This window comes from Variovorax sp. GW460-12-1-14-LB1, assembly GCF_059423605.1.
Genome location: NZ_JBWKYF010000083.1, coordinates 1 through 24,778, shown reverse-complemented (window position 1 = coordinate 24,778; position 24,778 = coordinate 1). Strand labels below are relative to the sequence as shown.

The following is a 24,778-nucleotide window of genomic DNA, read 5'->3' as shown; positions in this document are numbered from 1 at the left end:
GGCCGCGTCGGTGGTGCCGGGGGCGGGCGTGAAATCGGCCAGCGTCTTGCGGGCTTCCTCGCCGCGCCAGCGCACCGCCAACTCGGCCGCCGTGGGGCGGGTCGCCACCGGCACCAGGATGCCGTTGACCTGCAGGCCGTGGCCGAAGCGGTGCGTCTTGCCGGCCAGGAAGGCGTAGGCGCAGGCCGCCATGCAATGGCCGCGCACCTCGGTCTGCACGCCGCTCTCGCGGATCGCGTCCGCGTACGCGCCGGCCGCTTCGGCGGTGCCGCCGAACGAATCTTCGAAGACCACGGTGCGCACCGTGCCGCTGCTCAGGAGTTCGGTGAAGGCCTTGACCTTGCTGCCGTCGAGCGTGCCCGACACCACCAGCCGCCGACCCTGCAGTTCGAGCTCCGCCGCGCCCGCGGATCCCGCAGCGGCAAGGTACGAGAGCGACACGGCGACAGCCACAGCAACCCCAGCCAGAAGAGACGACGATTTCACGGCGACCTTTGCATCAAGCGAGCGGGCACGAAACACCGCGGACCCAGCGATGGAACCGCACAGGCACAGCTTGTGCAAGGGCGGGGGTACCGTCAACTCTTTTTGCAGATTATTTCGGGGTAATCCCAGGGCATGTCTAAAGGCATACCGTGCGTTATCTCTTCAGATGAATGCTTGCGTATGCAGTTGCACTGCTACAGTGGTTCCGAGTCCAAGGTGTGAAGGGTCCAAGTGGGGCGCGCGATGGCAATACTGGTTCGCATCCTGATGTGGTTGACCTGGCTCGCTGCGGTGGGCTGGTTCTGGCATGCCGGCACGATCGGCACGGGCGCCGCGCTCGCGCTGGCCGCGCTGAGCCTCGTCGTGTTCGCCTGGCCGAACAGCATTGCGCGGCGACGGCACAACGAGCTGCGCTACGTCGACATGGGCAAGGAGCCCACCGGCTACCACTGACGACGGCTGACGACCGACGCGGCGCGTTCGGGCCGCGCCTAGGACTTTGGTCCAATGCGCAACGACGCAGAGCTTCCTAGGATGGCGGCGCCTTACCGCCCTCCAGGAACCTCGCCGTGTCTCTTTTTCCTCTGCGTTTTCGTTTCGCCCGCCTTCTGCTGCTGTCCGTTCCGATGGCCGTGCTCGTCGCGTGCGGTGGCGGGGGAGACGGGGGCTCGGGTGTCAGCTTCTGGCCGAACAGCGGCACGGCCACCCCGCCGCCTGCCACCACCCCACCCACGGCACCACCCGACGTGCCCGACGACGGCGATGCCTTGCGCAACGCGCCGTGGGTCGAGGGCGTGTTCCGGACCGCGAGCCTCTACAAGGACCGCTGCGCGGCGCCGCGCACCGGCACCGACCCCGACGGCAAGCCCTTCGCCGACAAGACCGGCCGCACGCTCGACGAGAACAACTGGCTGCGGTCGTGGACCAACGACACCTACCTCTGGTACGACGAGGTGCCGGACCTGGACCCGGCGCTGTACGCCACGGCCGACTATTTCGACCTGCTCAAGACCCACGCCGTGACGCCTTCGGGCAGGGACAAGGACCAGTTCCATTTCACCTACACCACCGAGGAGTGGAATGCGCTCTCGGGCGCCGGCTCGTCCGTCGGATACGGCGCGCAGTGGGCTTTCTTTGCCCTCTCCCCGCCGCGCGATCTGCGCGTGGCGTACGTGGAGCCCGGCTCTCCCGCGGCCACGACGGGCGCCGGCCTGCCGCGCGGCGCCCGGGTGCTCGGGGTCAACGGCGTCGATTTCGTGAACGACCCCACGCAGGAAGGCGTCGATGTCATCAACGCGGCGCTCTTTGGCGCTGCACCGGGGACGTCCACGCGGTTCACCGTCGTCGACGCGGGCAGCAACACCCCGCGCGACATCACGCTGACGGCGGCGCCGGTGATCTCGACCCCCGTCCAGAACGTCAAGACGCTCCCGAACGCGGGCCGCACGGTTGGCTACCTGCAATTCAACGACCACATCGGCACGGCGGAACTGCAACTGAAGGCCGCCATGGAGTGGCTGCGCGCGCAGCGGGCCACCGAGCTGGTCGTCGACCTGCGCTACAACGGCGGCGGCTATCTGGACCTGGCCAGTCAACTGGGCTTCATGGTCGCCGGCGAGACGCAGACGCGCGGCAAGACCTTCGAGACCGTGCGGTTCAACAACAAGCACACCGAGCGCGATCCGGTGACTGGCAACACGCTCGCGCCCACGCCGTTCTGGGCCACCACCCTGGGCTTTCTTTCTCCCATCGACCCGCCCCTTCCGCTGCCCAGCCTCGATCTGCGACGCGTCTACGTGCTCACGGGCCCCGACACCTGCTCGGCCAGCGAGGCGTTCATCAACGGCCTGCGCGGCATCGACATCGACGTGGTCCAGATCGGCGACACCACCTGCGGCAAGCCCTACGGCTTCTATCCCGAGGACAACTGCGGCACCACCTACTTCAGCGTGCAGTTCCAGGGCGTGAACGCCAAGGGCTTCGGCGACTACCCGGACGGCATCGTGCCTACCTGCTTCGTGCCCGACGATTTCAGCCGTGCGCTCGGCGATCCGCAGGAGGCGCGCCTGGCCGCCGCACTGGCGCACCAGGTCTCGGGGGCCTGCCCCGCCGCACCGGCCGGGCGCCTCGCCAAGCGTGCCGTCGCCGGCCCCGCCGCGCCCTTGCTGCACAAGCCCGAAGGCCTGCGCAACCGCATCCTGCGTCCGCGCTGAAGCAGGCGCAGGCGCAGGCGCAGGCACGCGCGCCGCGCTCAGATGCTGTGCGGGTCCACGTCCACCAGCCAGCGGATCACGCCCTTGCCCTCGGGCGTGCGCCGCAGCTCGTGCAGCAGCGGCTGCCAGGCGGCCAGCAGGCGTTGCAGCGCGGCGCGTGACGGGCTTTCGATGAGCATCTGCGCGCGCTCCACGTTCGCCACGCGCTGGATCGCCAGCGGCACCGCCGGATAGCGCGTGACCAGGTCGGCGCCGGGCAGCGCCTCGGCCTGGTCGGCCGCGAGGTTCAGGAAGCCCTGCGCCACCGCCTGCTCGCGTGCGTCGGCGCGCACCAGCGCCTGGAACGCGAAGGGCGGCATGGCGGCGGCCTGGCGTTCTTCGAGCTGCTGCTTGGCGAAGGCCTCGTAGTCGTGCCGGCGCAGCGCCGCGAACAGCGGATGCGGCGCATGGTGCGTCTGGATCCACATCTCGGCCTTGGCGCCTTGCGCCGCGAGGTAGGCGGCATCGCGGCCCGCGCGGCCGGCCGACTGCATCAGCAGGCTGAACAGCCGCTCGGGCGCGCGGAAGTCGCTGGAGAACAGCGCGCCGTCGGGGTTCACGGCGGCCACCAGCGTGATGCGGCGGAAGTCGTGGCCCTTGGCGATCATCTGCGTGCCGACGAGCACGTCGACCTCGCCCGCATGCACGGCGGCCAGTTGCGATTCGAGCGCGCCTTGTTTCTTGGTACTGTCGGCGTCGATGCGCGCGATGCGCACCGCACTGCCGTCCGCATGCTTCACGCCGGCGAACAGCTCGGCCAGGTGCTCTTCGAGCCGCTCGGTGCCGCGGCCCACGGGCGCGATGTCGGGGTTGCCGCAGGCCGGACAGGCGCGCGGCACGCGCTCGGTGAAGCCGCAGTGGTGGCAGCGCAGCGTGCGGTCGATCTTGTGGAACACGCGGTAGGCGCTGCAGTGCGGGCATTCGCTCTTCCAGCCGCAGTCGCCGCAGGCCAGCACCGGCGCATAGCCGCGCCGGTTCAGGAAGATCATGCTCTGCTCGCCGCGCGCGATGCGCTGGCCGATGGCGTCGAGCAGCGCGCCCGAGATCACCGTTTTCGGCGGCTGCAGGTTCATGTCCACGAGCCGCACGGCTGGCAGCGCGCCCGCGCCGATGCGCGACGGCATGGCCAGCCGCACATAGCGCCCGCCCGGGTCATCGCCTTCGGGCGGCCGGCTCTGGTGCCAGCTCTCGAGCGAGGGCGTGGCCGAGCCCAGGATCACCTTGGCCTTTTCGCGCTGGCCGCGCCACACGGCGAGGTCGCGTGCCGAGTAGCGCGCGCCTTCCTGCTGCTTGTAGCTCGGGTCATGCTCCTCGTCGACCACGATGAGCTTCAGCCCCGGGATCGACGCGAACACCGCCATGCGCGTGCCCAGCACGATGCGCGCGGCGCCGCTGTGCGCCGCCAGCCAGCTCGCCAGCCGCTGCGGATTCGTCATGCCGCTGTGCAGCGACACCACGGCCTCGTCGCCGAAGCGCGCCTTGAAGCGGGCCTCGAGCTGCGGCGTGAGGTTGATCTCGGGCACCATCACCAGCGCCTGCGCCTCGGGGTCGCGCGCCAGCAGGTTGGCCACGCAGCGCAGGTAGACCTCGGTCTTGCCGCTGCCGGTGCTGCCGACCAGCAGGAAGGTGCCGGTCTCGGCCTCGATGCGGGCCAGCGCGGCTGTCTGTTCTTCGGAGAGGGCGATCAGGTTCGCGGACTCGGCCGTCTCGGCCACCGGCCCGGCCGTGGTCTTGCGCTTGAGGCGGCGCGCCAGCTGTGTCGTGCTCAGGTCGCGCAGCTGCGGCGGCAGGGCGGCCAGCGCGATCTCGCCGATCGAGCGCTGGTAGTAGCGCCCGGCAAACGCCACCAGGTCGCGCCAGGCCTCGCCCAGCGGCGCCAGCGCGTCGAGCGCCGCGCCCACGGGCTTCAGCGCCATGTCGGGCTCGGCGCCTTCCAGCGAGGTCGGCTCGTTCCAGACCACGCCCAGCACCTCGCGCTTGCCGAGCGGCACCCGCACCAGCGTGCCCGGTACCAGCGGCTCGGCGCCGGCGTAGCTCAGCAGGTCACCCAGCGCCGCATGCGCGGGCGTCTGCACCGCGATGTCGAGTCGCCAGGGGCAGGAGACGTTTGTGGCGGATGTGACCGTCGGCGCGCCGGCTTCGGGCGGCGATTCGGCGGAGGGGCTGGGCGTCCTTTTTGGCAAGGTTTGTTAATGCGTTTTGGAGCAAGACCGCTTAAGTTGTTGATTTCACAGCGCTTTGGCGGTCATCCAGAGTTTCTGTGGATAACTTTGTTGACAAGACGGCTGGATAGTCGCCGAAGCCTTGATTTTCAAGGCTTCCGCTGGAATGCCTGTAAAAAAAGCAAAAATCAAAACCTATATAAATCAACCACTTAGCGTCGCTATTGGTTTAGGAGCAGAACCAATGCCCCCTCAGATAATCTTGCGCAGTGCAACACGCGTTTTGTGCATAAGTCGGGCGTCCGGGGCCGTTTTAGGGCTTGACAAACGCCGGGCGACTGGCTTTCAGGGGGCGCTGAGTCTGCCAACCGGGCGGTCGGCAGTTCACATTTGTTAGCTCAAGTGCGCAGCGCGCGCGACTGGTCGTGCACCGCCTGGACCAGCGCCGCGACATGGTCGGGCGGCGTGAACTGGCTGATGCCGTGGCCCAGGTTGAAGATGTGCGTCGGGCCCGCGGTGCTGCGGTCGGTGTGGGGCTTGCCGAAGGCCTGCAGCACCTTGCCGACCTCGGCCTCGATGGCCGCGGGCGGGGCGAACAGCACGTTCGGGTCGATGTTGCCCTGGATCGCCTTGGCCTTGTCCTCGGTGCCTTCGGCCACGAGGCGGCGCGCGGCGGCCAGGTTCACGGTCCAGTCGACGCCGAGCACTTCGCAGTCGAGCGCGCGCATGGCGCCCAGCCACAGGCCGCCGCCCTTGGTGAAGACGATGCGCGGCACCGGCTGGCCGTCGGGGCCGTTGCGTTTCAGGCCGGCGAGCACGCGTGCGGTGTAGGCCAGGCTGAATTCGTGGAAGGCGCCGTCGGCCAGCACGCCGCCCCAGCTGTCGAAGATCATCACCGCCTGTGCGCCGGCGTCGATCTGCGCGTTGAGGTACGCGGCCACCGAATCGGCATTGACCGCGAGGATGCGGTGCATCAGGTCGGGGCGGCCGTACAGCATGCTCTTCACGAGGCGGTAGTCGCTCGAGCCCGCGCCCTCGACCATGTAGCAGGCCAGCGTCCACGGGCTGCCCGAGAAGCCGATCAGCGGTACGCGGCCGTTCAGCGCCTTGCGGATCGAGCCCACGGCGTCGAACACATAGCGCAGCTTGTCCATGTCGGGCACTTCGAGCGCGGCCACGGCCGCTTCGTCGCGCACCGGGCGCGCAAAGCGCGGGCCTTCGCCGGCCTCGAACGACAGGCCCAGGCCCATCGCGTCGGGCACGGTGAGGATGTCCGAAAAGAGGATGGCCGCGTCCAGCGGGTAGCGCGCCAGCGGCTGCAGCGTGACCTCGGTGGCGTAGTCGGTGTTGGTGGCCAGCCCCATGAAGCTGCCGGCCTTGGCGCGCGTGGCAACGTATTCAGGCAGGTAGCGGCCGGCCTGGCGCATCAGCCAGACGGGCGTGTGGTCGGTGGCCTGGCGCCAGCAGGCCCGCAGGAAGGTGTCGTTTTGCAAAGGGGCGAAAGGCATGGCCCGATTGTCGCAGGGCCCCCCGCGTTCGCCGTGAGTTGACCGACAGCGCACTTTGCGTTGCATCAACCCGCCCCGATGCGCCAGGGCGCGCGCCAGCCGCGAGCATCCGTTCCCGACAACAACTTCGGTCTGGAACAGACATGGCGCAGCAGGTTTTCGATGTGGTGGTGGTGGGCGCCGGCTCGGCCGGCTGCGTGCTGGCGCACCGGCTGGTGCGCGCCGGGCGCCGCGTGCTGCTGCTGGAGGCGGGCCCGCCCGACGACGACCGCTTCATCCACATGCCCGCCACCTTCGTGCGCGTGATCGGCACCGAGCGCACCTGGGCCTACGAGAGCGAGCCGCAGCCCGCCGCCGCCGGCCGCCGGATGTTCGTGCCGCAGGGTCGCACGCTGGGCGGCGGCAGTTCGGTCAATGCCATGGTCTACGTGCGCGGCACGCCGGCCGATTACGACGGCTGGGAGGCGCAGGGCTGCGAGGGCTGGGGCTGGCGCGACGTGCTGCCGTGGTTCCGCAAGGCCGAGGGCAACGCGCGCTTCGCCTGCGAGCTGCACGGCACGAACGGGCCGCTGAAGGTGAGCGACACGCGCTTTCGCCATCCGCTGAGCCTGGCCTTCCTGCGCGCCGCGCAGCAAAGCGGCCTGGCCTACAACGACGACTTCAACGGCGCCGCCCAGGCCGGCGTGGGCTTCTACCAGACCACCACCTTCGAAGGCCGGCGCGCGAGCACCGCCGCCACCTACCTCGCGGCCGTGCGCGACGACCCGAAGCTCACCGTGGTGACCGGCGCGCACGTGCTGCGCGTGCTGATGCAGGACGGCGCGGCCACCGGCGTGGTCTACCGCACGGGCCGCAACGGCGGCGGCGAAGAGGTGATCGCCACCGCGCGCGACGAAGTGATCCTCTCGGCCGGCGCGCTCGCCTCGCCCAAGCTCCTGCTGCTCTCGGGCATCGGCCCCGGCGCGCAGCTGCAGGCGCTGGGCCTGCCGGTGGTGAAAGACCTGCCCGGCGTGGGCGAGAACTTCCAGGACCATCTGGAGGTGTCGGTCTACGGCCGCACGCGCGAGCCCGTGAGCCTGCTGGGCAACGACCGCGGCCTGGCGGCGCTGAAGCACGGCCTGCAATGGATGATGTTCGGCTCCGGCCTGCTCACGTCGAACGTGGTCGAGAGCGGCGGCTTCGTCGACACCACCGGCGAGGGCCGGCCCGACCTGCAGTTCCATGTGCTGCCCGTGCTCGTGGGCGATGTCGACCGCGAACCGCTGGCCGGCCACGGCCTGTCGATCAACCCCTGCTTCCTGCGCCCGCAGTCGCGCGGGCGCGTGGCGCTGCGCAGCGCCGACCCGATGGCGCCGATCCTGTTCGACGGCGGCTACCTGCAGGCGCAGGCCGACGTCGACACGCTGGTGCGCGGCGTGAAGCTGGCGCGCCGCATCCTGCGCGCGCCGGCGCTGCGCGAGGTGGTGTCCGAAGAGCTGGCGCCATCAGCCGCCGACGACATGTCCGACGAGGCCCTCGAGGCCTACGTGCGCGAGCGCGCCAAGACCGTCTACCACCCGAGCGGCACCTGCCGCATGGGCCGCGACCCCATGGCCGTGGTCGATGCGCGCATGCGCGTGCACGGCGTGGCGAAGCTGCGCGTGTGCGACGCCTCGGTGATGCCTTCGATCGTCAGCGGCAACACCAACGCGCCGACCGTGATGCTGGCCGAACGCTGCGCCGACTTCGCGCTGTCAGGCAACTGAGATTGCACGTTCGGTCAATCGCCGAAGCGCACTGAAACCTAGAGTCCTTTCCAACAAGGAGACAGAGCGAATGAGTGCTACAGATTCCATGGCCGGCAAGGTCGCCTTCATCACCGGCGGCGGCACCGGTATCGGTGCGGCGGTGGCCGCGCAGTTCGTCGCAGCGGGCGGCCGCGTGGTGCTGATGGGGCGGCGCCTCGCGCAGCTCGAAGCGGTGGCGTCGAAGCTCGGCGGGCTCGCGGTGGCGGGCGATGCGGCGAACACTTCCGACGTGCAGCGCGCACTGGCCGCCGCGCGCGAACGCTTCGGCGGCGTCGATGTGCTGGTCGCCAACGCGGGCGGCCACGGCGTGGGCGATGCGCTTTCGACCGACGACGCCTCGTGGGCGCTGTCCACGCGCCTGAACCTCGACACCGCCTTCGTCTGCGCGCGCGAGCTGCTGCCCGAGCTCATCGCGCGGCGCGGCAACATCGTCGTGCTCTCGTCGCTCGCGGGCCACTTCGCGGGGCCGGGCGTGGTCGGCTACGTGACCATGAAGCACGCGCTCATCGGCCTCGTGCGTTCGCTGGCGCGCGACTACGGACAGCAGGGCGTGCGCGTGAACGCCGTGTGCCCCGGCTGGGTGCGCACCGAGATGGCCGACGAGCAGATGCAGGTGCTGGTCGACAAATACCGCCTGGGCGATGCCGACGCGGCCTACGCCCTCGTCACGCGCGACGTGCCCATGGGCCGCGCCGCCAGCCCGGACGACGTGGCGAACGCCGTGCTGTTCCTCGCCTCGCCGCTGGCCGCGATGGTCAGCGGCAGTTCGCTGATGGTCGATGGCGGTGCGTCCGCGGTCGATCTGCCCACCATCGCCTTCGCGCACGACGCCTGAAGAAGGAAAGACGCCATGAGCACCGACACCACGAAACCCGCCGACTGGAAGACCTACGACCAGTTCGCCCTCGGCATCGCAACCAACCGCCTGCCCGCCACCGACGCACTCGCCGGCCAGACGCTGCGGCTCGCGCTGCCCGGCTTCCAGCTCACGCTGCAGCCGCGCGCGCAGCACACGCTCGACTGGCACGAAGACGGCGCACGCGGCGGGCAAGGCCAGGGCGACTGGTACGAGGCCATCGAGGTCGCGCCCGACACCTTCTTCCTCGACATCACGCAGGCCAGCCGACCCAGCGAGGCGCTGACCGTCGTCGTCAACACGCGCACGCGCCGCGTGCTCGCGATCCGCTGCCGCATCGTCGGCGCCGACGAGGCCGCGGGCCCGCCGCGCGTGCCGCAGGACTTCTGGCCCGGCACGCTCGAAGGCGGCACTGCCACTGGCAGCGCACCGCACGCCACGCGCGACCTCATCGGCCTGCGCACATGGCAGACCTACAGCCCCAACCACACCTACGAGCACACCTACCTGAGCGCCGAGCGCTACGCCTGGCAGTGCCTGGTGGGCGTGCAGCGCGGCCACGGCGACGTCGACCTCGCGAGCTACTGGAAGTTCGACGACGACCAGTACGTCTTCACCTTCCGCGAGTTCCTGATTCCGGTCGCGTCGGTGTTCTTCTTCGACTTCGCGAACGGCCGCTCGACCGGCAAGTTCCTCGGGCTCACCGGCACCGGCGCGATCGCCAACAACCCCGCCGGCGCTTTCATGCGCAAGGCCTCGCAGACCTTCTACCCGCCCGAGTTCGGGCCCGTCTGACTTCACCGTTGTCCAGGAGCTTTTTGTCATGCGCACCCCTTACCAGATCGTGGCCGACCACTACGCCGCCTCCGACCGCCACGACCTCGCCGCGATGTTCGCCGACGTGGCCAACGACGTGCAGTGGACCGAGATGGCCGGCTTTCCCTGCGCCGGCACGCACGTCGGCCCCGCGCAGGTGGTCGAGAAGGTCTTCCAGGTGCTCGGCGCCGAGTGGGAGGGCTACCGCTTCGTGCTCGAGCGGCTGGTCGACGGCGGCGACACCGTGGTCGGCATCGGCGACTACCACGCGCGCCACCGCACCACGGGCAAGCCGATGCAGGCCCGCGTCACGCACGTGTGGCAGGTGCAGGGCGGAAAGGTGCGGCGCTTCGAGCAGTTCACCGACACGCTGCTCGTCGCGCGCGCCATGCAGCCGTGACGCCGCTTTCTTTCGCATCCCTCGCATCCCTTCCCGGAGCCCGCCCATGAATCTGCGCGACCTGTCGATCGAACACCTCGGCCAGGTGGGCCTGCTGGCGCAGCGCCGCCGCGGCAACCACATCGACGGCCACGAGGTCGTGCCCCGCAACGGGCAGTACCTGCCGGTGGTCGACCCGGCCACCGAGATGACCGTGGCCGAGGCGCCCGACAGCGACGCGGACGACGTGCACGCCGCCGTCGCCGGCGCGCGCCGCACCTTCGAGAGCGCCGCGTGGAAGTCGCTGCGCCCGGCCGACCGCGAGCGCATGCTGTACACGCTTTCGACGCTCATCGAGTCGCACGCCGACGAACTCAGCGCGCTCGAAACCCTGCAAAGCGGCAAGCTGCGCGGCATCGCGCGCATGGTCGACGTGGGGGCGGGCGCGGAGTTCGTGCGCTACATGGCGGGCTGGGCCACCAAGCTCGAAGGCCAGACGCTCGACAACTCCATCGGCATCCCCGGCGCGCAGTGGGTCACGTACACGCGGCGCGAGCCGGTGGGCGTGGTCGCGGCCATCGTGCCGTGGAACTTTCCGCTCGCCATCGCACTGTGGAAGGTGGCGCCCGCGCTCGCGGCCGGCTGCACCGTGGTGCTCAAGCCGTCCGAAGAAACGCCGCTCACCGCGCTGCGGCTGGCCGAGCTGGCGCTGGAGGCGGGCTTTCCGCCGGGCGCGCTCAACGTGGTGTGCGGGCGCGGCGCCACGGCCGGCGCAGCGCTGGCGGCGCACCCGGACGTCCGCAAGATCAGCTTCACCGGCTCGACGGCGGTGGGCCGGCACATCGGCCATGCGGCCGTCGACAGCATGGCGCGCTTCACGCTGGAGCTGGGCGGCAAGTCGCCGCTCATCGTGCTGGGCGACGCCGACCCGGTGGCGGCGGCGCAGGGCGCGGCCAACGGCATCTTCTTTCACCAGGGCCAGGTGTGCACGGCAGGCTCTCGCGTGTACGTGCAGCGCAGCCTGTTCGACGAGGTGGTGCGCCGCCTCACGCAGGCCGCCGAGGGCCTGCACATCGGCTCGGGCTTCGACCCGAAGGCGCAGTTCGGGCCGCTCGTGTCCAAGCGCCACCTGGCGCGCGTGATGGCGCACATCGACGGCGCCGTGGCCGAAGGCGCCACGCTGGTCACGGGCGGGCGCCAGGCTTTCGACGGCGGCTGCTTCGTGCAGCCCACCGTGTTCGTCGACGCGCAGCCCTCGATGCGCATCGCGCGCGAGGAAGTGTTCGGCCCGGTCGCGACGGTCGTGCCCTTCGACGACGTGGACGACGCAGTGCGTCTGGCCAACGACAGCGCCTACGGCCTGGCGGCCAGCGTCTGGTCGAACGACCTCTCGGCTGTGCACCGCATCGTGCCGCGCCTGCAGGCGGGCGTGGTCTGGGTCAACGCGCACAACGTGCTCGACAACGCGCTGCCGCTGGGCGGCGTGAAGCAGTCGGGCAGCGGGCGCGACCTGGGGCGCGCGGCGGTGGAGAGCTTCACCGAACTCAAGAGCGTGTGCATGGCGGTGTAGCCCCGCCCCGGTTTCGATCACCCAGAAAGAAGGAGACACCTCATGCAAAGCAAAAGACGAATCGCGCTGTCGGCCGTTGCCGGCGCGCTGGGCCTGGCCGGTTTCAGCGGCGCCTGGGCGCAGGCGGGCCCCGACTGCGGCCTCAACACCGGCAAGCCCGCCACGGGCGAGCCCATTCCCATCGGCGCGGTGGTCGGCAAGACCGGCCCCGACGACTTCAGCGCCTCGGGCCAGGCGGCGGCCGCGTACTTCAAGTGCGTCAACGCCAACGGCGGCATCCACGGCCGCCCGGTCGACTACCTCGTGCTCGACGACCAGTGGAACCCCGAGACGGCCGCGCAGGTGGCCTCCAAGCTCGTGAAGGACCGCAGGGTGGTCGCGCTCGTGGGCAGCACCAGCTTCGTGGAGTGCGGCGCCAACGCCAAGATGTACGCCGACGAGGGCGTGATGGTCATCGCCGGCACCGGCGTGCCGCGCGAATGCTTCAACGCGCGCAACTACGTGCCGGTGAACGCGGGGCCGCGGGTGTCGGCCACCATCGCCGCGATGTACGCCGCGCAGAAGTACAAGGCGAAGAAGATGGTCTGCATCATTCCGAACATCCCGAGCCTGGGCAACTGGGCCTGCGAGGGGCCGAAGGAATGGGGCAAGAAGAACGGCGTGACGGTCGAGACCCTCACCATCGACCCCGGCTCGGCTGACGCCACCTCGACCATGCTGCAGGCCGCCGCGAAGAAGCCCGACACCATCATCATGAACGTACCCAAGGGCATCCTCGTGCCGATGCTGGCCGCGGCCGAGCAGCAGAACCTGGGCAAGAAGATCCACTTCGTGTCGGCCGCGCCGGCCTACAACGTCGACGTGCCCAAGGCCATCGGGCCGTACTGGAAGGGCAACTTCGACGTCAACCTCGAATTCAACCCGCTCGAATCGGCCGGGCCCGACAACAAGAACTGGCTGGCCGTGATGGACAAGCATGGTGCCAAGAGCGACCCGCGCGACACCTTCTCGCAGGCCGGCTACCTGGCCGCGCGCCTGGCCACGCAGGCGATGCTGAAGATGGACCCGAAGAAGATCGACCGCGCCGGCGTGACCGATGCGCTGCGCAAGGTGAGCGACTTCCGCAGCGACATCCTGTGCAAGCCCTTCTACGTGGGCAGCGGCAACCGCCACAACGCCAACAACAGCGGGCCCATGGCCAGCCCGGACGGCAACGGCTGGCGCTTTGCGCCCGGCGGCTGCCTCACGGCGGACGACCCGGAGCTGGTCGACATCCGTGCCGACGAGCAGAAGATGGGCCTGAAGTAAGCGCGCCGGGCCATGGAGGACTACCTGCCTTTCGTCATCTCGGGCCTGGGCCTGGGCGCGGTGTATGCGCTCTCGGGCGTGGGGTTGGTGGTGCTCTATCGCTCGTCGGGCGTGCTGAACTTCGCCTTCGGGGCCATCGGCGCGCTCGGCGCGTATGTGGCCTGGACGCTGCTCGAAGCCGACTGGCCGCAGGGTCTGGCGTGGTGCGCGGCCGTGCTCGCGGCCATGGCGCTGTCGCTGGCCTACGGACGCCTGCTGGCGCCGCGCCTGTCGCACCGCGACCCGACCATCCGCAGCATCGCCACCCTGGGCTTCGCGCTCGTGGTGGTGGGCTTCACCGAGTGGACCTGGGGCGAGCAGCCGCGCCGCCTCGTGCTGCCGACCGACGGCGGCGCGCTCGAGTTCGTGCTCGACGAGGTCGAGGTGCGGCTCACGCACACACGCGCGCTCGGCCTGGCGCTCGCGGTGCTGATGATGGGCGGCGTCGGCTTGCTGCTGTCGAAGACGCGCGTGGGGCTGAAGATGCGCGCGCTGGCCAACGACCGCGACCTGAGCGCGCTGCTCGGCATCCGCGTGCTCGGCGTCGACACGGTGGCGTGGATCTTGAGCGGTGCCTTCGCGGGCGTGTGCGGGCTGCTGCTGGCCAACATCGTGCGGCTGCAGGCCACGCTGCTGACCTTTCTCGTGATTCCGGCCTTCGCCGCCGCGATCATCGGCCGGCTGCATTCGCTGCCGGCGACCGTGGCGGGCGGCATCGCGATCGGCGTGCTGGAGGCGCTGGCGATCACGGTGCCGGGCTTCGCGGCCTTTCGCACGGCCACGCCGTTCCTCATCGCGCTGGCGATGATCGTCTTCTACCGCGCGGGGACGCGCTCGGCATGAACGCGTCGATCCTCGAAGGCACCATGCCCGCGTCCGACGCAGCACCTGCCGCGCTGGCACAGGCCACGCGCCGCGCCCGCCGCTCGCTCGTGCTCATGGTGGCTTGCGTGCTGCTGATCGGCTGGGCCGTGCCGTGGTTCGCCAATGCGTACTGGATCAAGACGCTCACGTCGTCGCTCGCGCTATCGGTCGCGGCGGCGGGCGTGGCGCTGCTGTATGGCCAGCTCGGGCTGGTGTCGCTGTGCCAGTACGCGCTGCTGGGCGCGGGCGGCTGGGTCGCGCTGCGCGCGGGGCACGGGCTCGGCTGGCCCTTCGAACTGTCGGTGCTCGCGGGCGGGCTGCTGTCGTGCGTCGTGGGCATGCTCGCGGGCCTGCCGGCGCTGCGGCTCAAGGGGCTGTACCTGGCGCTCGTCACGATGATGATGGCGGGCGGCTTCCAGGTGGTCGTCAACGTGACGGGCTTTCCCGACGGCGGCGCGGGCTGGTTGGGCCGCGTGTTCGGCAGCGAGCGGCTGATGATGCCGCGGCCCGCGCTGGCGCTGTCCGATGCCGCGTACTTCCGCTACGTGGCCGTGTGGCTGGCCGCGGTGCTGGCGCTGATCGAGCTGCACCGGCGCACGCGCGCGGGCCGCTCGTGGGCGCTGATCCGGCGCGGGGAGGCGGCGGCGGTGGCGGCCGGCGTGAACATCCTGCGCTACCAGACCTGGGCCTTCGGGCTCGCGGGCTTCTGCGCCGGCGTGGCCGGTGCGCTGCTCGCGGGCGGCGTGGGGCAGCTCGACGGGCGCGCCTTCACGGCGGGCGAATCGGTGATGCTGTTCGCGCTCACGGTGGTGGGCGGCGTGTACCACTGGGCCGGTGCGCTCATCGCCGGGTTGCTGCTGCGCGCGGTGCCGGCGCTGCTGACCGACTTCGGCGTCAACGGCTACCTCGCGATGATCTTCTTCGGCGTGGCGCTGCTGCATGCGCTCATCACGGCGCCGAGCGGCATCGCGGGGCAGCTGATGGGCGTGTTCGATGCGGTGCGCCAACGCTTCGCCGCACCGAAGGACAAGGACGCCGCGCCATGATCCGCATCGACGATCTCACCGTCGCCTTCGGCGGCGTCAAGGCCATCGACGCGCTCACGGCGCAGCTCGATGCGCCCGTGTGCGGCCTCATCGGGCCGAACGGCGCGGGCAAGACCACGCTGGTCAATGTGCTCAGCGGCCTCGTGTCGCCCAGCGCCGGCCGCGTGGCGGTGGACGGCGCCGACCTGCTGGGTCTGAAGCCCATCGCGCGCGTGCGCTTCGGCCTGCGCCGCTCGTTCCAGACCGAGCAGGTGGTGGAAGACCTCAGCGTGTGGGACAACGTGCGCGCGCTGCTCGACCACGTGCCGCACGCGCGCGGCGAGGCCGCGTCGCAGGTGGCGCGCGCGCTGTCGCACACCGGCCTGCTCGACGTGGCGACCGTCATGGGGCACCGCCTCAACCTGTTCCAGCGCCGCATGCTGGAGCTCGCGAAGTCGCTGGTCGGCGCGCCCAAGCTGCTGCTGCTCGACGAGCCCGGCGCCGGCCTCACCGAGCAGGAGGCCGGCGTGCTGCGCCGCACGATCGGCGCGGTGCACACCTTCTGCGGCGCGCAGGTGCTGCTCATCGACCACGACGTCGACCTGATCGCCGCGACCTGCACGCAGACCCTGGTGCTCGACTTCGGCCGCCGCCTCGCGCTCGGCCCCACGCGCGAGGTGCTCGACGATCCGGCCGTGCGCAAGGCCTACCTGGGAACGGAGTGAGAACCCCATGCTGAACGTCACGGATCTGCGCCTGCAGCGCGGCGGCAAGGCCGTGCTGCACGGCATCGAACTGCAGGTGCCGCCGGGCGAGGTGACGGCGCTGCTGGGCGCCAACGGCGCGGGCAAGTCGAGCACCGTGATGGCCATCGGCGGCGTGCTGCCGCTCGCGGGCGGGCGCATCGAGGTCGAAGGCCACGCGCTGCACGGGCAGCGGCCCGAGCGCGTGCGTGCGCTGGGTGTGGCGGTGGTGCCGGAGGGGCATCGCGTGCTCGGCGAGCTGTCGGTGCTCGACAACCTGCGCGCCGCTGCGACCGCGCTGCCCGCGGCCACGGTGGCCGATGCGGTCGAGCGCGTGCTCGGCGTGTTCCCAGAACTGCGCGTGAAGCTCGCGCTGCCCGCACGTTCGCTGTCGGGTGGACAGAAGCAGATGGTCTGCATCGCGCAGGCGCTCATCGGAAAACCGCGCTACCTGGCCATCGACGAACTCTCGCTGGGGCTCGCGCCCGCGGTGGTCAAGCGGCTGGTCGAGGTGGTGCAGCAGGTCGCGGGCGAGGGCGTGGGCGTGCTGCTGATCGAGCAGTTCACGACGGTGGCGCTGGCCGTGTCGAGCCGCGCCTATGTGCTGGAGCGTGGGCGCATGGCCTTTGCGGGCTCGTCGGAAGAACTGCGCAGCCGGCCGGAGATCCTGCACAGCAGCTACCTCGCGGCGGCCTAGGCGCGCTCCTTCTGCGCCTTCCGTGCGGTGGGCATCACGAAGGCCTGGAAGTAGTCGCGCAGCCGCGCGGTGAACTCCTCGGCGATGGCCGAAGGCGCCGACTGCGGCGAGAACGCCATCGACACCTCCACCGGGCAGCGCGGCGACAGCGGCAGGATCTTCAGGTCGCGCGCGAACACCGAAGCCACGTAGGGGTTGACGATGCCGACGCCGGTGCCCTGCGCCGCCATCATGCAGATGGTGACCGAGTAGGTGGTCTCGACCGTGGCGGCGCATTCGATGCGGTGCTGCTGCAGCGTGCGCTGGAACTGCTGGTGGATCTCGTCGTCGGCATTGAGCGTGAGCAGCACCTGCTGCTTCAGGTCGCGCACATGGACGGCGTCGCGGTGCGCCAGCGCATGCCCGGGATGCACGACGCACACCGCGCTGGCCTTGTGCAGGCTGACCGCGTCGAGCTGCGGGTCGTGGAAGGCGGCGGTGCTGAGCGCGACGTCGTACAGGCCGTAGAGCAGGCCTTCGCGCAAGGCGTGCGTGCCGACGGTCTGCAGGTTGACGTGCACTTCGGGGTGCAGCCGCGAGAAGGCATGGATCACCTGCGGCATCACACCGAGCCCGAGCGCCGGCGTGCAGCCCACGCGCAGCGACCCCGCGCCCGACTTGCGCAGCACCGCCACGCTCTGCTCGATGCGGTCCAGGCCCAGGAAGTGGCGCTGCACCGTGTCGAACAGCTGGCGCGCCTCGTGCGTGGGGCGCAGCCGCCCCTTGTGGATGTCGAACAGCTTGAGCCCGGTGGCATGCTGGATCTGCGAGAGCAGGCGGCTCACGGACGGCTGCGTGGTGTGCAGCAGCGCCGCCGCGGCAGTGGTGGTGCCGGTCTGCATCACGGCACGGAAGGCCTCGATCTGGCGGAAGTTCAACGGGCGCGACATGCGGGGCTCCTGGGCTGTACGGCGGAAAGCATGGCATATCTTTTCTGCATAGCCTGTGAATGAAAATGAATTTTTCAGAATGATGCTGCGTTCCTAGACTGCGCCCTATCCACCCCCTCCATCGCGCCGTCGCGGCGCACAGCAAGGAAGACGCATGACACAGCACTGGCCCCGCAGGGCCGCCGGCCTCGGCCTTCTCGCACTGGCCCTGGGCGTCGCCTCGACGTCGCAGGCATCGCAGCCGCAGGCCTACCCCGACCGCATGATCCGGCTCGTGGTGCCCTTCACCGCCGGCGGCAGCTCCGACGTGCAGGCCCGCATGCTGGCCGACCGGCTGGGCAAGCTGTACAAGCAGTCGGTGGTGGTCGACAACAAGCCCGGCGCCGGCGGGCACATCGGCGGCAAGTTCGTGGCCGACGCACCAGCCGACGGCTACACGCTGCTGCTCGGCTCGATCGGGCTGCACGCGACCTACGGCGTGTTCAAGAAGCTGAGCTACGACCCCGCGACCGACCTGAAGGTGGTCACGGTGCTGGCCGAGATGCCGCACGTCGTGGTCGCCCACCCCGCGCTGCCCGCCAACGACCTGAAGCAGCTGGTGGCGCTGGCGCGCAAGCAGCCGGACACGATCAACTTCGGCTCGGCCGGCGTGGGGTCGTCGGTGCACATGATCGGCGAGCTGTTCAAGCTCACCGCCAACGCACCGCTCGTGCACGTGCCCTACAAGGGCAGCACGGCCGCGCTGAACGACCTGCTGGCCGGGCAGATCCAGCTGATGTTCGAGAACCCGCCGACCACGCTGGCCCACATCCGCGGCGGCAAGCTCAAGGCGCTGGCCGTGACCGGCAAGGCCCGCCTGCCGGCACTGCCCGAGGTGCCGACCGCGATCGAGTCGGGCTTCCCGGCCTTCGAGGCCACCTCGTGGACCACGGTGGCGGTGAGCGCCAAGGTGCCCGACGCCATCGCCGACAAGCTCAATGCCGACATTCGCAAGATCGTTGCGGCGCCGGAGTTCCGCCAGGGCCTGTCGGAGCAGGGCATGAGGCCGGTGGCGAACACGCGAGATGTCGCGACGAAGTTCATCGCGGCCGAGAAGCTGCGCTGGGACCAGGTGATCCAGCAAGGCCGCATCGCCGCGGAGTGAACCCATGTCGTCGAACCCACTTCTTGAACAACCCCGTCTCGCGCCCGTGCCCCGCCGCCGCGTGGGCGACGGCGCGCAGCACCATTTCTTCGGCTACTACAACAAGAGCGCCTGGGACCGCAGCGGGCGCTACCTGCTGGCGCAGCAGGTGCCCTGGATGGACGCCGAACTCACGCCGACGGCGGCAGCACGCATCGGCTACTTCGACCTGCAGGACAACGACCGCTTCCATGCGGTGGGCGACACCACCGCATGGAACTGGCAGATGGGCAGCCAGCTGCAGTGGCTCGACGGCGCGCCGGGGCGCCAGTTGGTCTACAACAGCCGCACCGGCGATGCCGATGCGTTCTACCCCGGCTTCGGCGCCGCGGTGCTCGATGTCGACACCGGCGCCAAGCGCCTGCTGCCCCTGCCAATCTACGTGGTGGCGCCCGACAGCCGCTGGGCCTTGAGCGTGGACTACCGGCGCCTGTACATCACGCACCGGACCATCGGCTACAGCGAGGCTGGCGGGCCGTTCGACCTGCCGCTGGCACCGGCCGACGACGGCATCCACGCGACCGACCTGGCCACCGGCACGGCGCGGTTGCTGGTGAGCTACGAGGACCTGCGCCAATTCCACCCGCGCGCGTCGATGGACAAGGCGATCCACTGGGTGAGCCACATCGAGGTCAACCCGTCGTCGTCGCGCGTGCTGTTCCTGCACCGCTGGACCGAGCGCGTCGAGGACGAGACCTGCTTCTTGCACCGCCTGCTCACGATGAACCCCGACGGCTCAGACCTGCGCCTGCTGGAGTGCTCCGACCACCCGCTGCCGCAGCTGGCGGACGACTTCGACCCGACGGCCGTGGGCACCTTCGACTACGAGAAGTCCGAGTACCAGATCTCGCATCCGCTGTGGCAGGACGACGAACACATCATCGTGTGGGGTCCGCACGCCGGAAAGATCCACTACCACCTGTACCACGACCGCGTGGGCGGCGAGGTCCGCGTGATCGGCGACGGCGTGCTGGTGGAGAACGGCCACATGACCTTCTCGCCGGTCAACACGCGCTGGCTGCTGAGCGACACCTACCCCGACGCCCGCACGCACGAGCGCGTGCTGTTCCTGTTCGACATGGCCACCGGCCGTCGCCACGACCTGGGCAGCTTCTACGCCACGCCCGAGCTGAGCAAGGAGAACCGGTGCGACCTGCACCCGCGCTGGCGCCGCGACGGGCTGCAGGTGTGCATTGACTCGGTGCACGAATCGCAGCGGCAGATGTACATCGTCGACGTGTCGGGGATCGTGGGCAGCCCCTGAAGGGGGGCGCCTAGTGCGTGAGCGCCGGCGACATCGCCCGCTGCGCCTCGCGCCGCTGGAACTCGCGCGGCGACACGCCGTACTGCGCCTTGAACACGCGGCAGAAATGCGCGCTGCTGTTGAAGCCCCAGGCGAAGGCGATCTCCGACACCGAGGCGCGGCCGCCCGCGGCCTGGCGCAGCGCCTCGCTGCAGCGCTCCAGGCGCATCTGCCAGATGAAGCGGTCGAGCGTCTGGTCTTCGTCCTCGAACACGCGGTGCAGGTAGCGCTTGGAGCAGCGCAGCTGCTGCGCGATGAGGTCCAGTGACAGGGCCGGGTCGGCCAGGTGCGCGTGCACGAACTGCTTCACGCGCGCCTTCAGCACGCCGGGCAGCGGCTGTGCGCCGAACTGCTCGTCGGCGTGCGTGGCGAGCGTGGAGGCCAGCAGGCCCAGCACGGTGTCGCTGACCGAGCGGCCGACGGCGTTGGGCAGCGAAGGCAACTGGTCGGCCAGCGAGGTGAGGAAGGAGCCGAGCACCGCGTACAGCCCCTGCATGGCCGGCGTGTGGGCTTCGCAGGTGTGCAGGTCGGGCATCTTCATGCCCTTGAACTGCTGGCGCGGGATCGTGATGGCCAGCAGGCGCGAGCGCTCGGGGTTGGTGATGGCGTAGGGCACGCGCGGGTCGTACAGGCTCCAGTCGCCCGGATGCAGGTGGAACTCGCGGTCGCGCTGTGAGATGTGGCCGTGGCCTTCGAGCTGCAGCACCAGCTTGTAGTGCTCGTCGAGCGCGATCTCGCGGTGCGTGTCGGGCCGCGCCACGCGGTGCGAGGGCGCCTCGATCATGAACATGCCCAGGGGCCCGAGCTCGTAGGCGTCCATGCGGGCGTCGAACGGGCCGGGGTCGAGGCACTGCACGCGCAGCGCGCCGAAGTACGACTCGTTGATGCGGCCCCAGCAGGCCTGCCGGTCGGCCGGGTGTTCGAGCCGGGTGCTGAAGTGGTGTGCGTTCATGCCGTGGTTCCCAGGGGGCGCCGGAAGCGCTGGTGCAGGATAGGCAGGTCGGCGCGCGCCATCATCGGTACTTCCACCCGGGGCGGCAGGGGCGGTGCGCTCCCGGTCAACGGCCGGTGCGCGCTGGGTCAATGCCCGCGGTTCACACTTTCTCAGACGACGGGCACGCGGCCCGCGTCGGCCGGGTCGACATTGCGGCGGTACAGCATGAGCGTCGCGATCAGCCCGCAGGCCGCGGCGGCCGTCATCCACAGGCCGGGCGCGCCCTTGTCGCCGGTCATCTCGATCAGGCCCGTGGCAATCGCCGGCGTGAAGCCGCCGAACAGGGCCGTGGCGAGGCTGTAGGCCAGCGAGAAGCCGGCGGTGCGCACGCTGACCGGCATCACCTCGGTGAGCGCCACCACCATCGCGCCGTTGTAGCTGGCGTACAGGAACGACAGCCACAGCTCCACCTCGAGCATGCGCGCGAAGCTCGGTGCGCCGACCAGCCACTTGAGCGACGGGTAGGCCGTGAGGATGGTCAGCACGGTGAACAGCACGAGCAGCGGCTTGCGCCCCACGCGGTCCGACAGCGAGCCCATGACCGGCAGCCAGAAGAAGTTGGAAATGGCCACGCACAGCGTGACGATCAGCGCGTCGGTCGTGCTCAGGTGCAGCACGGCCTTGCCGAAGGTGGGCGTGTAGACGGTGATCAGGTAGAACGACACGGTGGTCATCGACACCAGCATCATCCCGGCGACCACGAGGCCCCAGTTGGCCACCATCGAGCGGAAGATCTCGCGCGCGTCGGGGCGGTGCTTGCGCGCCATGAACTCCTCGGTCTCCTGCAGCGAGCGGCGGATGATGAACAGCACCGGCACGATCAGGCAGCCGACGAAGAAGGGAATGCGCCAGTAGAAGTCGCCGATCTCCTGGGGCGTGAAAGTCACGTTGAGCCAGTAGCCGAGCGCGGCCGCCACGACGATCGCCACCTGCTGGCTGGCCGACTGCCAGCTCACGTAGAAGCCCTTGCGGCCCGGCGTGGCCATTTCCGACAGGTACACCGACACGCCGCCCAGCTCCACGCCGGCCGAGAAGCCCTGCAGCAGCCGTCCGACCAGCACCAGCAGCGGCGCGATCACGCCGATGGTCGCGTAGCTCGGCACGCAGGCGATGAGCAGCGTGCCGACGGCCATCAGCGCGAGCGTGACGATCAGCCCCTGGCGCCGGCCGACGCGGTCGACGTACGCGCCGAGAAAGATGGCGCCCAGCGGCCGCATCAGGAAGCCCGCGCCGAAGGTCATGAAGGTCAGCATCAGCGACGCGAACTCGTTGCCCGCGGGGAAGAAGGCCTTCGAGATCTGCGTGGCGTAGAAGCCGAACAGGAAGAAGTCGAACATCTCCATGAAGTTGCCGCCGGTCACGCGCAGGACGGTGGCGAATTTCGAGGAGGAATGCGCGTTGGCAGGCGCGGAAGTCATGGTGTGTCCCCTGGGGCGGTGTTGTGGGCCCAAGGGTAGGTCGGGGTTCCCGACCGGGACCTGACGAAGGGAGTCAGGTAGCTGTCAATGCAGCGCCGCGCGTGCTTGGGCGCTTGTGCAGGTGCCTTGTGCGGCGCAATCCAAAGGAAGGGTCTTCAGTCCTCATGTCGATTGAAATCGGCCAGGAGTTGCCATGGATCACCGTCGGGGATGGAAGTCGAACTGCTGGTCAGCGCAGCTTGACGGGCTCTGAGACCAGATATTGGCGACGGATTTGAATATCACTGAGTCTCGTGGCGGTCCAGGGATCTTTGTCGGGGCCGTTCAGATAGGTGAACCTGACCTCAACATCAAAATCCCCCTGTGGCTGCTTCAGCGGTGAGTACAAGAATGAGCCGCCATTGAAATAGGGCAAGCCATGAAGCGGGGCCATTTCAAATTGAAGGTTACCCCCGTCCGGGCTCCACCCATGCACGACCTTGAGCTGCAGCAGCTCCTCTAGGCGCTCGCGTGGGATGTTCATTGGGGGACGGAAATCGATCTGGAACCACGCTGGCTCGAAGCCCGCGCGGCCATCCCGTTTCGGGATCGTGCTCACGTCGATGCCGGTCCACTTGTTCAAAAAATCCGAATCGAAATCGAATCTGGAGCTGGTGTTCGGCCTCAACCCCATACCCGTGCCGGTGACAGGAAGCAACTGCTTCAGACTGTCGAACTCAGCCTCGCCGCGAATCACCTGCATGGCCGCACCGATGAACTCGATGGTCTGCTCGCGCTGCGCGTCGGTGTAGCGGAAGTTGTCATAGGCAGCCTGAGCCCTCTGCGCCTCTACCTTGTACGCCGCACGTTGAGCTTTCTTCTCGGCTTCAGTTTGCATGGCTGATTCCTCCCAGGGTACTGCTCTCCCGGGCCTGGACGGCGTAGCGGAGAGCAGTTGTGCAAAAGCCGGGTTCAGGCAGCAGATTGTCAGGATCACCGCTCTAAAGGCGCTCGACCAACTCGTCGCATGCGAAGCTGTCTTCTTCCCAAGGGGGCATGTGGTCGCCAGAGCCGCCTCCCTTGGCCTTAGCCATCGCATCCAGGTCGATGGACAGGCCGCCAAGGCCGACGTCTTAAAGGTCATTTGCGGCCTCTCGTGCACTGCGGCTCTGTTCAAAGCCTCTGTTGTCCGCTCGATGGAAAAAGCCTATTCAGTTCGGTCGCCAGTCGATCGGACCCCAGCAACTGCCACCACGCGTACACAGGTTGCCGCTGCCTGGTCGTGGGGTTTGGGGCATCCATCACTCCTAGCCACTGGCCTTCGCTATAGGTGCATGTGCGCTGCTCAAGGGGGCGAAGCGGTCAAAGCGTCGTCTGCAAACACCGCCGCGCAGTGCCCGTCCTTCGGGGCGCGCTCACCGGTCTGAGGCAGATGGCGGAGCTTCTGGTCGTTGCGCTTCTTGATCTGCTCGGGCGTCAAGTAGTCGCGGATGATTTGAAGACGCACAAGCCTCTGCGCTGTCCAGGGATCCTTGCCCGGGCCGTTCAGGTAGGTGAATCTGACTTCAACATCAAAATCCTCCTGTGGCTGCTTCAGGGGTGAATACAGGAATGAGCCGCCATTGAAATATGGCAAGCCATGGAGCGGAGCCATCTCCCACCGAAGATTTCCCCCGTCCATGGTCCACCCATGTACGACCTTGAGCTGCAGCAGCGTCTCCAGGCGCTCGCGCGGGATGTTCATTTCGGGGCCGAAGTCGATCTGGAACCACACAGGTTCGAAGCCCGCGCTGCCATCCCGCTTCGGAATCGTGCTCATGTCGATGCCGGTCCACTTATTCAAGAAACTCGAATCGAAATCAAATCTGGCGCTGGTGTTTGGCTTCAGCCCGATGCCCGTGCGCAGGACAGGCAGCAAGCGTTTCAAGCTGTCGAACTCGACCTCGCCACGAATCACCCTCATCGCCGCCGCGATGAACTCGATCGTCTGCTCGCGCTGCGCGTCGGTGTAGCGGAAGTTGTCATAGGCATCCTGGGCTCTTTGAGCCTCCTCCTTGTAGGCCTCGCGCTGGGATTTCTTCTCGGCTTCAGTTCGCATGGCTGGCTGCTTCTGAGGTGCCGCTACCCCGACCTCTAAGGGCGTAGCGGAGCGCAGTTGTGCAAAAGCCGGGTTCAGGTAGATGATTGTCAGAATCACCGACCCAAAGGCGCTTGACCAGTTCGTCGCACGCGAAGCCGTCTTCTTCCCAAGGCTGCATGCGGTAGCCGGTGCCACCTCCCTCGGCTTTGGCCATCGCATCCACGTCGATGGACAGGCCGCCGAGGCCCACGTTTTCAAGGAGGTCATAGGCAGCCTTTCGTGCCAGGGGAAGTTCGATTGGAAGAATGTCGGAGAACGCGATGGTGTTGATTTCCATGGAATCCTGACCCGCGATTTCCATCGAATATTGACCCACCCTCTTTGCGAGCCAGCCGGCTCA

21 protein-coding genes and 2 pseudogenes are annotated in these 24,778 nt (G+C 69.0%); 14 read left to right on the top strand and 9 right to left on the bottom strand.

Features of this window, described 5'->3' with window-relative positions; all coding sequences use genetic code 11:
- Positions 1 to 441: pseudogene (locus AC07Y4_RS28455) on the bottom strand (hypothetical protein); the annotation flags it as partial.
- A 288-nt stretch (positions 442 to 729) separates the two neighbouring features.
- On the opposite strand from AC07Y4_RS28455, the gene AC07Y4_RS28450 reads away from it, so the two are divergent.
- Together AC07Y4_RS28450 and AC07Y4_RS28445 are read left to right on the top strand one after the other, a co-directional pair.
- On the top strand, positions 730 to 939 hold the full coding sequence (locus AC07Y4_RS28450) for a hypothetical protein (RefSeq protein WP_447740821.1): 210 nt from the start codon (positions 730 to 732) through the stop codon (positions 937 to 939).
- A 116-nt stretch (positions 940 to 1,055) separates the two neighbouring features.
- The gene (locus tag AC07Y4_RS28445; RefSeq protein ID WP_495275458.1) at positions 1,056 to 2,699 is read left to right on the top strand and encodes a S41 family peptidase; all 1,644 of its coding nucleotides are present in this window, start codon (positions 1,056 to 1,058) and stop codon (positions 2,697 to 2,699) included.
- A 38-nt stretch (positions 2,700 to 2,737) separates the two neighbouring features.
- On the opposite strand, the gene priA is transcribed toward AC07Y4_RS28445, so the two are convergent.
- Together priA and hemE are read right to left on the bottom strand one after the other, a co-directional pair.
- Positions 2,738 to 4,819: a replication restart helicase PriA gene (gene priA, locus AC07Y4_RS28440; protein ID WP_489061042.1), complete on the bottom strand. Its 2,082-nt coding sequence runs from the start codon at positions 4,817 to 4,819 to the stop codon at positions 2,738 to 2,740.
- A 479-nt stretch (positions 4,820 to 5,298) separates the two neighbouring features.
- On the bottom strand, positions 5,299 to 6,408 hold the full coding sequence (gene hemE / locus AC07Y4_RS28435) for a uroporphyrinogen decarboxylase (protein WP_495275457.1): 1,110 nt from the start codon (positions 6,406 to 6,408) through the stop codon (positions 5,299 to 5,301).
- 143 nt (positions 6,409 to 6,551) lie between these two features.
- Between hemE and AC07Y4_RS28430 the strand changes: the two are divergent.
- From AC07Y4_RS28430 to AC07Y4_RS28385, 10 genes and pseudogenes are all read left to right on the top strand, one after another.
- A pseudogene (locus AC07Y4_RS28430) lies at positions 6,552 to 8,144 on the top strand (GMC family oxidoreductase); the annotation flags it as partial.
- Positions 8,145 to 8,223: 79 nt separating this feature from the next.
- A complete protein-coding gene (locus AC07Y4_RS28425) occupies positions 8,224 to 9,030 on the top strand; it encodes an SDR family NAD(P)-dependent oxidoreductase (protein ID WP_495275456.1) in 807 nt (268 codons plus the stop codon).
- A gap of 15 nt (positions 9,031 to 9,045) precedes the next feature.
- A complete protein-coding gene (locus AC07Y4_RS28420; RefSeq protein ID WP_495275455.1) occupies positions 9,046 to 9,846 on the top strand; it encodes a MoaF C-terminal domain-containing protein in 801 nt (266 codons plus the stop codon).
- 28 nt (positions 9,847 to 9,874) lie between these two features.
- Positions 9,875 to 10,267, top strand: a complete 393-nt coding sequence (locus AC07Y4_RS28415) for a nuclear transport factor 2 family protein (protein WP_095949463.1) — start codon at positions 9,875 to 9,877, stop codon at positions 10,265 to 10,267.
- A 46-nt stretch (positions 10,268 to 10,313) separates the two neighbouring features.
- Entirely contained in the window at positions 10,314 to 11,816 is a 1,503-nt protein-coding gene (locus AC07Y4_RS28410; protein WP_495275454.1) for an aldehyde dehydrogenase family protein, read from the top strand.
- Between the two features lie 42 nt (positions 11,817 to 11,858).
- A complete protein-coding gene (locus tag AC07Y4_RS28405) occupies positions 11,859 to 13,124 on the top strand; it encodes an ABC transporter substrate-binding protein (RefSeq protein ID WP_495275453.1) in 1,266 nt (421 codons plus the stop codon).
- Between the two features lie 12 nt (positions 13,125 to 13,136).
- Positions 13,137 to 14,006, top strand: a complete 870-nt coding sequence (locus AC07Y4_RS28400; protein ID WP_495275452.1) for a branched-chain amino acid ABC transporter permease — start codon at positions 13,137 to 13,139, stop codon at positions 14,004 to 14,006.
- The gene (locus AC07Y4_RS28395; RefSeq protein ID WP_495275451.1) at positions 14,003 to 15,073 is read left to right on the top strand and encodes a branched-chain amino acid ABC transporter permease; all 1,071 of its coding nucleotides are present in this window, start codon (positions 14,003 to 14,005) and stop codon (positions 15,071 to 15,073) included. Before AC07Y4_RS28400 ends, AC07Y4_RS28395 begins: the two co-directional genes overlap by 4 nt.
- The gene (locus tag AC07Y4_RS28390; protein ID WP_095743476.1) at positions 15,070 to 15,777 is read left to right on the top strand and encodes an ABC transporter ATP-binding protein; all 708 of its coding nucleotides are present in this window, start codon (positions 15,070 to 15,072) and stop codon (positions 15,775 to 15,777) included. Before AC07Y4_RS28395 ends, AC07Y4_RS28390 begins: the two co-directional genes overlap by 4 nt.
- A gap of 7 nt (positions 15,778 to 15,784) precedes the next feature.
- Entirely contained in the window at positions 15,785 to 16,492 is a 708-nt protein-coding gene (locus tag AC07Y4_RS28385; protein WP_495275450.1) for an ABC transporter ATP-binding protein, read from the top strand.
- Here the strand turns inward: AC07Y4_RS28385 and AC07Y4_RS28380 are convergent.
- The gene (locus AC07Y4_RS28380; RefSeq protein WP_369631123.1) at positions 16,489 to 17,421 is read right to left on the bottom strand and encodes a LysR substrate-binding domain-containing protein; all 933 of its coding nucleotides are present in this window, start codon (positions 17,419 to 17,421) and stop codon (positions 16,489 to 16,491) included. The two genes, AC07Y4_RS28385 and AC07Y4_RS28380, sit on opposite strands and share 4 nt — an antisense overlap.
- 154 nt (positions 17,422 to 17,575) lie before the next feature.
- On the opposite strand from AC07Y4_RS28380, the gene AC07Y4_RS28375 reads away from it, so the two are divergent.
- Together AC07Y4_RS28375 and AC07Y4_RS28370 are read left to right on the top strand one after the other, a co-directional pair.
- Positions 17,576 to 18,565 (top strand): tripartite tricarboxylate transporter substrate binding protein, encoded by a 990-nt coding sequence (locus AC07Y4_RS28375; protein ID WP_495275449.1) that lies wholly within the window; start codon positions 17,576 to 17,578, stop codon positions 18,563 to 18,565.
- A gap of 4 nt (positions 18,566 to 18,569) precedes the next feature.
- Positions 18,570 to 19,868 (top strand): hypothetical protein, encoded by a 1,299-nt coding sequence (locus tag AC07Y4_RS28370; protein WP_495275448.1) that lies wholly within the window; start codon positions 18,570 to 18,572, stop codon positions 19,866 to 19,868.
- 10 nt (positions 19,869 to 19,878) lie between these two features.
- Here the strand turns inward: AC07Y4_RS28370 and AC07Y4_RS28365 are convergent, their stop codons facing one another.
- The 5 genes from AC07Y4_RS28365 to AC07Y4_RS28345 form a co-directional block, all read right to left on the bottom strand.
- Positions 19,879 to 20,859: an AraC-like ligand-binding domain-containing protein gene (locus AC07Y4_RS28365; RefSeq protein WP_095743481.1), complete on the bottom strand. Its 981-nt coding sequence runs from the start codon at positions 20,857 to 20,859 to the stop codon at positions 19,879 to 19,881.
- A 152-nt stretch (positions 20,860 to 21,011) separates the two neighbouring features.
- The gene (locus tag AC07Y4_RS28360) at positions 21,012 to 22,319 is read right to left on the bottom strand and encodes an MFS transporter (protein WP_095743482.1); all 1,308 of its coding nucleotides are present in this window, start codon (positions 22,317 to 22,319) and stop codon (positions 21,012 to 21,014) included.
- A gap of 229 nt (positions 22,320 to 22,548) precedes the next feature.
- Complete coding sequence (locus AC07Y4_RS28355; RefSeq protein WP_495275447.1) at positions 22,549 to 23,196, bottom strand: hypothetical protein; 648 nt, start codon at positions 23,194 to 23,196, stop codon at positions 22,549 to 22,551.
- Between the two features lie 447 nt (positions 23,197 to 23,643).
- Positions 23,644 to 24,396, bottom strand: coding sequence for an MINDY family deubiquitinase (locus tag AC07Y4_RS28350; RefSeq protein ID WP_495275446.1), 753 nt, complete (start codon positions 24,394 to 24,396; stop codon positions 23,644 to 23,646).
- Positions 24,386 to 24,715, bottom strand: a complete 330-nt coding sequence (locus AC07Y4_RS28345) for a hypothetical protein (protein ID WP_495275445.1) — start codon at positions 24,713 to 24,715, stop codon at positions 24,386 to 24,388. Before AC07Y4_RS28345 ends, AC07Y4_RS28350 begins: the two co-directional genes overlap by 11 nt.
- Between the last annotated feature and the right edge of the window lie 63 nt (positions 24,716 to 24,778).

What these genes read in the sequence shown, in the direction of transcription:
- AC07Y4_RS28395 (WP_495275451.1), top strand. Translation starts at nt 14,003, where the DNA reads ATGAACGCGTCGATCCTCGAAGGCACCATGCCCGCGTCCGACGCAGCA.
- AC07Y4_RS28420 (WP_495275455.1), top strand. Translation starts at nt 9,046, where the DNA reads ATGAGCACCGACACCACGAAACCCGCCGACTGGAAGACCTACGACCAG.
- AC07Y4_RS28390 (WP_095743476.1), top strand. Translation starts at nt 15,070, where the DNA reads ATGATCCGCATCGACGATCTCACCGTCGCCTTCGGCGGCGTCAAGGCC.
- AC07Y4_RS28375 (WP_495275449.1), top strand. Translation starts at nt 17,576, where the DNA reads ATGACACAGCACTGGCCCCGCAGGGCCGCCGGCCTCGGCCTTCTCGCA.
- AC07Y4_RS28400 (WP_495275452.1), top strand. Translation starts at nt 13,137, where the DNA reads ATGGAGGACTACCTGCCTTTCGTCATCTCGGGCCTGGGCCTGGGCGCG.
- AC07Y4_RS28345 (WP_495275445.1), bottom strand. Translation starts at nt 24,715, where the DNA reads ATGGAAATCAACACCATCGCGTTCTCCGACATTCTTCCAATCGAACTT.
- AC07Y4_RS28450 (WP_447740821.1), top strand. Translation starts at nt 730, where the DNA reads ATGGCAATACTGGTTCGCATCCTGATGTGGTTGACCTGGCTCGCTGCG.
- AC07Y4_RS28365 (WP_095743481.1), bottom strand. Translation starts at nt 20,859, where the DNA reads ATGAACGCACACCACTTCAGCACCCGGCTCGAACACCCGGCCGACCGG.
- AC07Y4_RS28380 (WP_369631123.1), bottom strand. Translation starts at nt 17,421, where the DNA reads ATGTCGCGCCCGTTGAACTTCCGCCAGATCGAGGCCTTCCGTGCCGTG.
- AC07Y4_RS28405 (WP_495275453.1), top strand. Translation starts at nt 11,859, where the DNA reads ATGCAAAGCAAAAGACGAATCGCGCTGTCGGCCGTTGCCGGCGCGCTG.
- AC07Y4_RS28415 (WP_095949463.1), top strand. Translation starts at nt 9,875, where the DNA reads ATGCGCACCCCTTACCAGATCGTGGCCGACCACTACGCCGCCTCCGAC.
- AC07Y4_RS28350 (WP_495275446.1), bottom strand. Translation starts at nt 24,396, where the DNA reads ATGCGAACTGAAGCCGAGAAGAAATCCCAGCGCGAGGCCTACAAGGAG.
- AC07Y4_RS28410 (WP_495275454.1), top strand. Translation starts at nt 10,314, where the DNA reads ATGAATCTGCGCGACCTGTCGATCGAACACCTCGGCCAGGTGGGCCTG.
- AC07Y4_RS28385 (WP_495275450.1), top strand. Translation starts at nt 15,785, where the DNA reads ATGCTGAACGTCACGGATCTGCGCCTGCAGCGCGGCGGCAAGGCCGTG.
- AC07Y4_RS28355 (WP_495275447.1), bottom strand. Translation starts at nt 23,196, where the DNA reads ATGCAAACTGAAGCCGAGAAGAAAGCTCAACGTGCGGCGTACAAGGTA.
- hemE (WP_495275457.1), bottom strand. Translation starts at nt 6,408, where the DNA reads ATGCCTTTCGCCCCTTTGCAAAACGACACCTTCCTGCGGGCCTGCTGG.
- AC07Y4_RS28370 (WP_495275448.1), top strand. Translation starts at nt 18,570, where the DNA reads ATGTCGTCGAACCCACTTCTTGAACAACCCCGTCTCGCGCCCGTGCCC.
- AC07Y4_RS28425 (WP_495275456.1), top strand. Translation starts at nt 8,224, where the DNA reads ATGAGTGCTACAGATTCCATGGCCGGCAAGGTCGCCTTCATCACCGGC.
- AC07Y4_RS28360 (WP_095743482.1), bottom strand. Translation starts at nt 22,319, where the DNA reads ATGACTTCCGCGCCTGCCAACGCGCATTCCTCCTCGAAATTCGCCACC.